The 9277-nt window shown below is 55.5% G+C and carries 8 protein-coding genes; 3 read left to right on the forward strand and 5 right to left on the reverse strand.

The genetic code is table 11. The features are described from left to right. The 3 genes from VFU50_01710 to VFU50_01720 all read right to left on the reverse strand — a co-directional run. Positions 1–753: family 43 glycosylhydrolase (locus tag VFU50_01710; GenBank protein HEU5231547.1), on the reverse strand; the 753-nt coding region annotated here is incomplete at its 3' end. An 845-nt stretch (positions 754–1598) separates the two neighbouring features. Next, positions 1599–2645 carry a methyltransferase gene (locus tag VFU50_01715; GenBank protein ID HEU5231548.1) on the reverse strand — a complete coding sequence of 349 codons (1047 nt, stop codon included), beginning with the start codon at positions 2643–2645 and terminating at the stop codon, positions 1599–1601. Between the two features lie 35 nt (positions 2646–2680). Beyond that, positions 2681–3970, reverse strand: a complete 1290-nt coding sequence (locus tag VFU50_01720) for an MFS transporter (GenBank protein HEU5231549.1) — start codon at positions 3968–3970, stop codon at positions 2681–2683. 607 nt (positions 3971–4577) lie between these two features. Here VFU50_01720 and VFU50_01725 point away from each other — a divergent pair. After that, positions 4578–4964, forward strand: a complete 387-nt coding sequence (locus VFU50_01725; GenBank protein HEU5231550.1) for a hypothetical protein — start codon at positions 4578–4580, stop codon at positions 4962–4964. Between the two features lie 774 nt (positions 4965–5738). Then, entirely contained in the window at positions 5739–6827 is a 1089-nt protein-coding gene (locus tag VFU50_01730) for a beta-propeller fold lactonase family protein (GenBank protein HEU5231551.1), read from the forward strand. Between the two features lie 45 nt (positions 6828–6872). Here VFU50_01730 and VFU50_01735 read toward each other — a convergent pair whose 3' ends face one another. Both VFU50_01735 and VFU50_01740 read right to left on the reverse strand, forming a co-directional pair. Continuing rightward, the gene (locus tag VFU50_01735; GenBank protein ID HEU5231552.1) at positions 6873–7106 is read right to left on the reverse strand and encodes a hypothetical protein; all 234 of its coding nucleotides are present in this window, start codon (positions 7104–7106) and stop codon (positions 6873–6875) included. 459 nt (positions 7107–7565) lie between these two features. Continuing rightward, on the reverse strand, positions 7566–8228 hold the full coding sequence (locus VFU50_01740; protein HEU5231553.1) for a hypothetical protein: 663 nt from the start codon (positions 8226–8228) through the stop codon (positions 7566–7568). A 407-nt stretch (positions 8229–8635) separates the two neighbouring features. Here VFU50_01740 and VFU50_01745 point away from each other — a divergent pair. Beyond that, the coding region (locus VFU50_01745; GenBank protein ID HEU5231554.1) for an asparagine synthase-related protein at positions 8636–9277 on the forward strand (642 nt) is incomplete at its 3' end.

The raw sequence follows: 9277 nt of genomic DNA on the forward strand, positions 1-9277 counted from the left end.
AGAGATCGTCGTCGACGGACAGTTGGGGCAGGTATGGCCGCCCACCAGGTACCAATATCCTTCGTGCTCGAAAAACCCAATGCCCTCGAAGCTGACGTGCGACATCACACGCACCGCTTCGCCGGTGGTTCCGGTCAGGTCCGGATTCAGCTTCTGCACCCACACGTCCCAGTTGGGGACGCCATTCACTATGTCCGCCATCACATCACTTGCGACATAGGCCGACCCATCGGCTTCGACCATGATATCCAGGTCATGACTCAGGTACTTACCAGTCGGCTTAATTACGTCGCCCCATGGACCCCCCGGCGAGGTGGACTGCGCAATGTAATAGCCATGCGGTCCGACAAACCACATCAGGTATCGGTGCCGCGGCGCGCTCCATACCACCTGCGGCTTTTGGTCGCCGACCTGCTTACCGTCGACCAAGGGGATATAGTCGCGGTCGGCGACGTGCCACCGCACCAGATCAGGCGACGACAAAGACACGATTCCGCACTCGGGTTGATTGTTGCGAGTCGCATCCTCCGGCCGGTCATGGTTGAACGACATCGTGCCGCAACCCCACTCGCGTCCATACATCCAGTACTGGCCTTCAAAGTACGCAAGATGGGCCTCATGCGCATCGATTGCGTTACCGTCAACGTCGATCGCGGTATTTACCGGACCATACTTGAGAGGAAAACGTGGACTCGCTGGTAAGCCGTCGTCCCCGTGAAGCAGATCCGGCGCAAAGTTGTTCAGGACTGCCACGGAGCTGCCTGCGGTCCGTGAGGAAGGAGGCCCTTCAATTGTCGTGGCGCTCACCGCTGCGATAACAACTTCACAAATGAGGAGCACCAAACCACTCAGTCTTACTGCGTTTTTGTGTGGAGTCGAGCTTGGGAAAGGCGGCATTTTGGAAACTGTCCCCGTTTAGCTGATTGCGCTGGATGTCGACGCTCACAGCGTAACCACCAAGTCCGGATGGGTCAACGACGATATGTTTTTATAAGCATGTGGCAAGGCTGGCCGGAGCTTACCGGAAACATGGGGACATCCATGACAAGTACAAGTCAAGGGGAGACGGAGATTCGCCTGCACTTGGGAGTTTCCGAATCGCCGTAAGGGACATGTGAAAGCCCAGGACAAAGTCCTGGGTCAGCAACAAAAACAAATTCGAGTCCCGGAGGGACGGCACCGTTGAAAGCGACGGTTACGGACGATGGACTCCCGTTTTCCGCGATTTGGATTGTGGCTCTGTTGAATCCTACGTTCGCGGAGGTATCGTCCCTCCGGGACTCATGTTCAAAACCAATCGCACCCAGGACTTTGTCCTGGGCTTTCACATGTCGTGCCTCCGGCACTCGGAAATATGGAAACATGGGGACAGAAAGCCATTTCTTTACAGCTTCCAGACGGGACGTTTCCTGAATCGGGAAGGAGAAGGAGAATACCCTCCGTCTGTCCCGGTTTGTTATCGTCCCCGGTTTGTCATCGGCGTTCGGCTATGAACAAGCTGCTAAGCTCCCAAGCTGCTGAGCTGCCAGCTAACTGCGAACGCAACGGCAAAGGCGAAACAAATGCCGAGCTACCAGCTGCCAGCTACCAGTCGCGGCTCATACCGGAAACGCTTCAATCACGTTGAAGCCGGTTGGTGTGGGGGTGACTTTTGTGAGCTGAAAGCCACTCGCGGCAAACAACGACTTGTATTCGGGGATTGTTCGTTCCTTTCCTCCAGTGACAATCAACATCGTCACGTCGGTAAATTTTCCCCTCGAGGGAGCGCCATCTTCGGGTAAATCAAATTCGACCAGCAGTAACGCGCCATCGTTGGGTACGGCTTTGCGGCAATTGCGCAGGATGCGTGTGGAGTCCTCGTCGTTCCAATCGTGGATCACACTTTTCATCAGATACGCTCGGCAACCCGAAGGTATGTTGCTGAACAGATCGCAGGATTGCATCGAGCTGCGGTTTGCCAGCTCTCCACCAAGAAAGCCGCGCTGGCGGGCACGGTCGAGAACATGTTGCTGATCGCCGAGTACGCCGCGCAGCTTCGGATGCGCGCGCAAGATTGCGGCAAGCAGCACACCATTGCCGCCGCCGACATCCATGAGGCTCTCCCAGTGCGAGAAATCGTAGGCTGCCGCGATGCCCGGAGCTGCGATACGCGCAAGACTCGTCATTGCATCGTCGAAGAGGCGTGCCATTTCGGGATTGCTCCTGAGATATTCCCAGCCCTCCACGCCGAGAGCTTTTTCTCTGCCGGTTTCGCCGGTACGCAGCGTGTGCAAAATCTCGCCAAACGAGCGGTATAGGAAGTCCGTTCCACGAAGCCGTGCCATCGCCCGCAGCGACACCGGCGAATCCGAGCGCAGACAATTGGAGACCGGCGTATTTGCAAAAGTGTGCGGAGCGGTTTCGAAGAAAATGCTTTGGCTGGCCAGGAGACGCAGGACGCGGTACAAAGGTTCTTCCACAAGACCCAACTGCCGGGCGAGTTCACTGGTAGATTTCGGTCCATCGGCGAGATGATCGGCAATTCCCAACTCTGCCGCCGCGAACACGGCCTGATGCAGATTAAGGCTTTCGAGAACAATGCCAAGCAGCGGTGCAGGATTGTGTTCAGATCTAGCGGACTCAGCAGAGAGTTGAGCTGTTGCCATTATGGGAATCCTCCAAACATTTCCTACTAATGTGATTACGCGCCTGCCGTAGCTCCGCGTTGCAGGCTCTCAATTTCAGCGAATGGCGTAACGACTACATACCGATATGGGCCTAGCCTGCTGAACAGGACGATAGCAGCGAAGATCGCCACAACAAATCCGATCAGCGGCGCCGTGTACGAGCCGGTACGATCGAATCCGAAGCCCATAAGGAACGCGCCAGAAGCTCCAGCGAGCACAAACGATCCAAAAATAAAGCCATAGATCTCGCCAAACGACCGCAGCCCGAAATAGCGGCTGGTGAGGTAGGCGATCAGGTCGCCCTCCGCTCCCATGCCGAGACCAATACAGAAGGCTGCTAAGAAGGGAATTGAGCCGCTGCGTGTGATTAGAAGGAGGACGGCTCCCAATACTGCGGAAGCGGAAAAGCACATCGCGACTCGTGCGCCAAAGTATCGGTCGAGCAGAAAGCCGGTGATGACTCGGCCTCCGAGCAGCCCGAGACCCGCCATCGAACTTGCAAGCGCCGCAGTTTGCGCCGACATTCCTTCGTCGGTGAGCATGGCCGCCAGATGCATCACGCAGGCGTGCACACTGGAGCTCAGCAGAACTACCGCGGCGATGAGCAGCCAAAAAGTTCCGCTGCGGCGCGCCTCCTGTAACGTAAGCCCCTCAGGACCTTCAACGTTGACGCTGGGTGGAACAGCCGATCCATCGGGAAAGAGTCCCAACTCTGCCGGCGTATCTTTCATTGCGGCAGCGAGTACTGGAAGCGCAATCAAGAATATCGCGCCTCCGTAGAGCGCATACGCCGCTCTCCAACTCATCATGGAGATAATGCGCTGTACGATCGAGGGCATCACCATCGCGGACGACCCAAGACCGACCATCATGAGGGCAAGCGCTGTCCCACGGTATCGATCGAACCAATTTGAAACTGCCTTGGAGTAAGGGATCGGGCCAGAGCCCTGGCCGAAAATCCCTCCAAGTATGTTGAAGGCATAGATTCCCGCGACGCTCACGGTAATAAAGCTGTTGCCGATCAACAACAGTGCAAGCAGAAGCGTTCCACCGACGATGAACTTGCGCACGCCGATTCGATCCAGCAGTCGTCCTACGAACGGCGCAGCCAATGCAGACGCAACATTGTGCAATGTGAACGCGAGCGAAATAGCCGAGCGGCTGGCATGGAACTCATGGGTGAGCGCCTTCAGGAAAACAGGAAAGCAAAACACAAGGATCGGTGGACCGCCCAGCCCCGTCCCAATTGCCGCCGCCGCAGCGATCCACCAGCCGTAATAAAGTGGCTTACCCTTCTGGATCATCTCAATCTCCAGTTCGCGGCGGCCACTCAGGAAGAACGCAGGATCATGCCGCAGGTCACACAGTCACACAATAGAGCGGGAGTATACCTTCGATTGCCAACAAAACACTAAGAGAATTCTGACAAATATAAAGAGGCGGCCACTCCGCAGGTAATTGAAAAACAGAGCGGGACAGCCTTGATCTGGCTTCTTTTTCCTAAAGGTGCTTTTTTAAAGCTGTCCGCACTTCACCTTCAGATACCCTCTTCCTCGCGCTCGAGACGGCTGAGAGAAGCGCATTCGGCACTCAGCTACCAGCTACCAGCTAGAACAACGGCAAAAGCAAAGGCAAGAGCAGCTATCGGCTTTCGGCGAAACCGACGACAAAAACCGAAGCCACATTGGCGCAGTTTTATCGGCATTTGCTACGGGGACGTGCAACACGCTGGACACAGAATGTCTCTGATATACGCGAGGGAATCTGATGACCCCTCAGCTCTGTCGGCTTTTTCTCTTGCTGGTTATGCTTGGTCTCGCCGGGTGCGGCTCTTCTATCGGCGATCCCCGAAGTGGCATGCCTCCAGCCCCATCGTTTAAGCAGGCTTTCGAACAAACCAGCTGTGAGGCCATGGCCCCGTCTGCCTGCTCCGGAGGCTACGGCTTTACGGTTGACAGCGCAGGAAACTTCGCGGCCGGCCCCTCGCCCTCCGGCATCATTCGCAAAGGAAGTATCACCGCGAGTGAAAACAGTGCGTTGAACGCGGCTGCCGAAGCGTACCTGGCTTCTACCGGCTTTTCGACGAGCTGTCAGGTGCAGCAATCCGTCCCCGGGGTCAGCGATGTTGTCCGCATCACCAACAACAACAGTCAGACCATCGACGTATTCGACCAAGGCCTTTCGCCCAGCACCACCGGAAACTGCGTTACCGCCGATAGCGACAAAGCTGCGGCCCTGACAACGCAAATCCAGCAACTGCGCCAGAAGTACTATCCAATCCCGTTCCCGACCAGTTAGTTTGCCGCATCGGCGCCGCCCCGAAATTGAACTCACTCTCTGGATTAGGACAAGTGTTTGCTCTTGACATTGACTTTTATGGAACCCGGCGTGAGTCCTCTATCGGGCGTCTTCGATGCTGTCGCAGGCGAGTACGCGGATAAATCTGGCGCCAAAGCCGCAGCCGAACAACAAGCCAGAGAATGGATTGAACATCCCCGATCGTAAAGCTCGAAAAACCCGAGGACCCAGAGCATGGCGAAGGAGCCTTACCGGCAGCAATTAAGTCCCGAACATCGCGGGAGATTCTTCGTCCGCCAAAGGCGGGCTCAGAATGACAGCTTTTAGAGTTTCGCGAATGACAGGGTTTTAGAGTTTCGCGATAACACACTGCGAGGCAGGACCTCGTGAATGAAGCCCTGGTGAGAAAGTACGCGATTTCAAGAGGAGCGTCGGGCGTCGATGCTGCGGTTTTCCCCATTCAGAACCTCAATACCTGTCATCCTGATCTGCGCAATTTTCGTGCTGGGTTTCTTTTCTGAACTGCGCAGGTCAGGCTGTCTGGATTGTCTCCGAGTTGTCTACCTCTGACATTACAGGGGGTATCGCTCATCACTCTCGTCCCTGATAAAAGGGCGGACTTGCTGCTTTTGATGAGACGAACTCGCCGACTCCGAATCCATATGCTTGATTCGCAGCTCGCGTGCTGAAAAGTTTCTGTTCAGCTACGACAGCGGACTCTGTGGAGCGGCTCCGAGATCAATTCGCCCCACATATTTCAAACAAGGGAACAGCATGTTTCAGAGAAATACTGCATTTGCGTATTTGAGCCTCATTGTTTCCATGCTTCTGTTGATAGGCTGTGGCTCATCGAATTCTCCTTCCGGGCAGCCTCCAGTCGCTGCGGCTCGTTTTGCTTTTGTAGTGAATTCGCAATCAAACAGCGTTTCAACTTTCGACGTCGATCCCGCTACAGGGCTACTGAGCCCTAAGGACACAGTGCCAACCGGTGGCACACGTCCGCGGCGTATCACAACCGAGGCTTCAGGACATTTTGCGTATGTAGGCAACTTGGATTCGAACGACATATCGATCTTTGCCATCGACGCCAACACCGGCAACTTCCGAACCGTTGGCATGCCGATTCCCACGGGCAGCGCACCAACGTCGATCGTCATTGGGCCCACGGGGAATGTTCTCTATGCAGTGAACCAGCAGGGCAATAACATCACCGGATTTCATCTGGATTCGACCACTGGTGCGCTCACTCCGCTTGGCGGAGAGGTTTCGACCGACAACGCGCCAATTGAACTGCGTTTTCATCCCGCCGGACAGCTCGCGTATGCGCTCAACTTCAACTCCAGCGACGTAACGGTTTATCGCGTCGACAGCACCGGCGCATTGGGATTACTAGGCGCGGTACCGGTGGGCATTAGTCCATCTGCGATCGCGATTCATCCGTCAGGAAAGTTTCTCTACGTCGCTCACTTGGTCTCCGATGAGGTGACTACGTTCTCAATCGATCAAGCATCGGGAGCCCTCACGCAGTTAACGCCCTCCGTTACCAGTGAAGATGGCGCGTTCTCGCTGACGGTGGATGCACAAGGTCGATTCTTGTATGTGACGAACGCGATCGCGAATAGCGTCTCTGTTTTTGCCGTCGATCCAGTCGCCGGAACTCTTACACCAGCTTCAACCGTCCCAGCAGGCACCAATCCGGTCGCGCTGACGTTCGATGCGGCCGGCCGCTTTGCTTACGTCCCGAACCTCGGCTCAAACAACGTCAGCATTTTCAGCGTTGACCCAAATACAGGATCTTTAACTCAAGTGGGGTCGCCAGTGGCTGCGGGGAGCGGTCCGGCGTCGGTTGTGCTTACGAACTAATTCTTAAGTGAGAATACGTTCCACGTGTCGCCGGGCTTTCCCGAATTAGAACTTCAAGACGAGTCCACCACCGGCGAAGACGCTGTGCTGCGTGGCCGCGTACGGATCCCCGGTGTAGAACTCACGCACTTCAGCACGAAATCCAAGCAGAGGGATGTGAGTGCCTAGATCTACGCCGGCCCCCGCGCCAAGTGCTCCGCGCGTGACGGAGGAATTATTGAATCCGTTCTTGGGCGAGAAGTGCCCGAATCCGCCACCAAGCGAGAGAAAAGGAGACACTAACGGTAGTGAAAACTTGAGCCTCAATCCTGGAGTAAAAAACAGTTGGGAGAAATTGCCAACGCCGCCTCCACTCCGATTAGGAGCTACCATCACGGGCAGCTCAAGGTGCAGCGAGACAAGATCGAGATTCAATAGCCGATGAGCAAAGGTTCCTTCGAATGCGACTCCGGAGGTTGCGGCGTTAGGAGCCAGGCAGTCGACGCACGCTGGAGGATTCGAACATCCAAAGGTGGGACAAGGTGGGAAGCCCGCGGTATTTATCGGGTTACTGACGGAATTAGGACTGAAAATTCCTCCTGCGGAGACGGATACGTCATTCGCTTGGCCATAACCGGCAGTAGAGATGCATACTGCAACACACAGTGAGAGGAGCAGAAGCAAAGCTCTGCTTACCATCGGAGCCTCCGCACACGCCACAAAGTTCGAGTGGAGATTATAGAGTCACGGCGGAGCTTACTACTGCGATTTCAGCCCAGCCTGTTCGGCCCTGGATTTTGCATTCCGTCGCAAATGTTCGGATTGCGCAACTCTTTCAAGCGCTGTCTGAAGCGCCGGATTGCGACGGCCGATCATAGCCGCCAAAGAATACGCAACACCGCCGTAGAAAGGCGCCGTAAAGGTTCGTTGAGTCATTCCCCTGACCATATCTGGATTGGAGAACAATTGTGCGTACTGAGTCCAGTTGTGAAATTCCGCAATAAGGAATCCTCCTCCGAAATATTCGTGCAGAGCCGGCCATGAAGAGGTTTGTACCAATACGCTTCCCATTGCAGGAAATGTTACGAGCTTGTACAGGAGCACGAGACTCGGAATGATCCAAACAAACTCAGCGACTCGATGTTTAAATCTTGCGTTCACCAAGCCGGTTAGGAACGCTGGAACGAAGCTGAAAAACAATAAATGCGTATAGAGGAACTCGAAGCTGCTTCGTTTCGTGTGTATCTGGAGAGCGGAAAACAGATTTCTATAAGTCCAGCCAGCAAGCGCAGAGGAACAAATAAGCACCACGAGATAAACGCTCGCGAGATGAAAAACAAAGCGAATCGTTTGCCGTCCGAGCGAAACCGCGGTTTGGGTATCGTCCCGGATGTAAACCGTCGGAACGCTGTCGTCCTGCATAGCGCGCAATTAGATGCGTAGACTCGCAAACGAGCAGCTTGCATTCTTCCGGCTGCGTCCCCGGTTTTTTTTCATTTCAGGTGGGAGCCCGCGGATTAATGCGAAGCTTCAGTCTCGTGCAAAAGCGTTGTCCTTGGTATGTTTTGCGGCTGAGCCGTGGCCGCTCCCTGCAACTTTGAATCATGCATGTCGAATCAAAGCCCGCGGCTAAAAGCCGGGGATCTGTTCGTCGTGCAAGATGAGGCTAGAGCCTCGCCCATGCATAGATGCGTAGGCTGCCACCTGCGTAAGTTTTCACCCAAAAAGCGTCCTGATTCGTATCCTGACTTTATAATTGGCGTAGGTAGTCAGTCCTTCCTGAGCCATTCTGGTTCTTCTTTGCGACTGTATTCCCAGGAGCTTTTGCTATGCCCAAGCCGACCATTGCCGTTGCTATGTCTGGAGGAGTGGACTCCTCCACAGTCGCGGCCATGCTGCGTGCTGAGGGGCATCCGGTTGTGGGGCTCACGATGCAGCTTTGGAACCAGCGGCGGCTTGCCGGACGCGAGGGTATGCCGGAGCATGTGCAGGGACGCTGCTGCTCGATTGAGGACGTTTATGACGCGCGGCACGTTGCCGAGCAGCTTGGGATTCCGTATTACGTCGTCAACCATCAGGAGCGCTTCGAGCGTGACGTGGTGCGTCCGTTTGTCGATGAGTATCTCTCCGGACGTACGCCGATTCCGTGCAGTCTCTGCAACAATCATCTGAAGTTCGATCAGCTTCTGATTACGGCGCGACAGATCGGGGCGGACATGTTGGCGACCGGACACTACGCGCGCATCGAGTACGCCGAGGAGCGCGGACGCTGGCTGCTGCTGCGCGGACGCGATTACAGCAAGGACCAGAGCTATTTCCTTTTTGGGCTTACCCAGGAGCAGCTCAGCAAGACTCTGTTCCCATTAGGGAACATGTCGAAGCCCGACGTTCGCGCGCGTGCGCACGAGTACGGACTGGCGCTCGCCGAGAAGCCTGACTCGCAGGAGATTTGCTTCATTCCCGGCGGCGAT

The sequence above is a fragment of the Terriglobales bacterium genome (assembly GCA_035764005.1).
Taxonomy (GTDB): domain Bacteria; phylum Acidobacteriota; class Terriglobia; order Terriglobales; family Acidobacteriaceae; genus Gp1-AA112.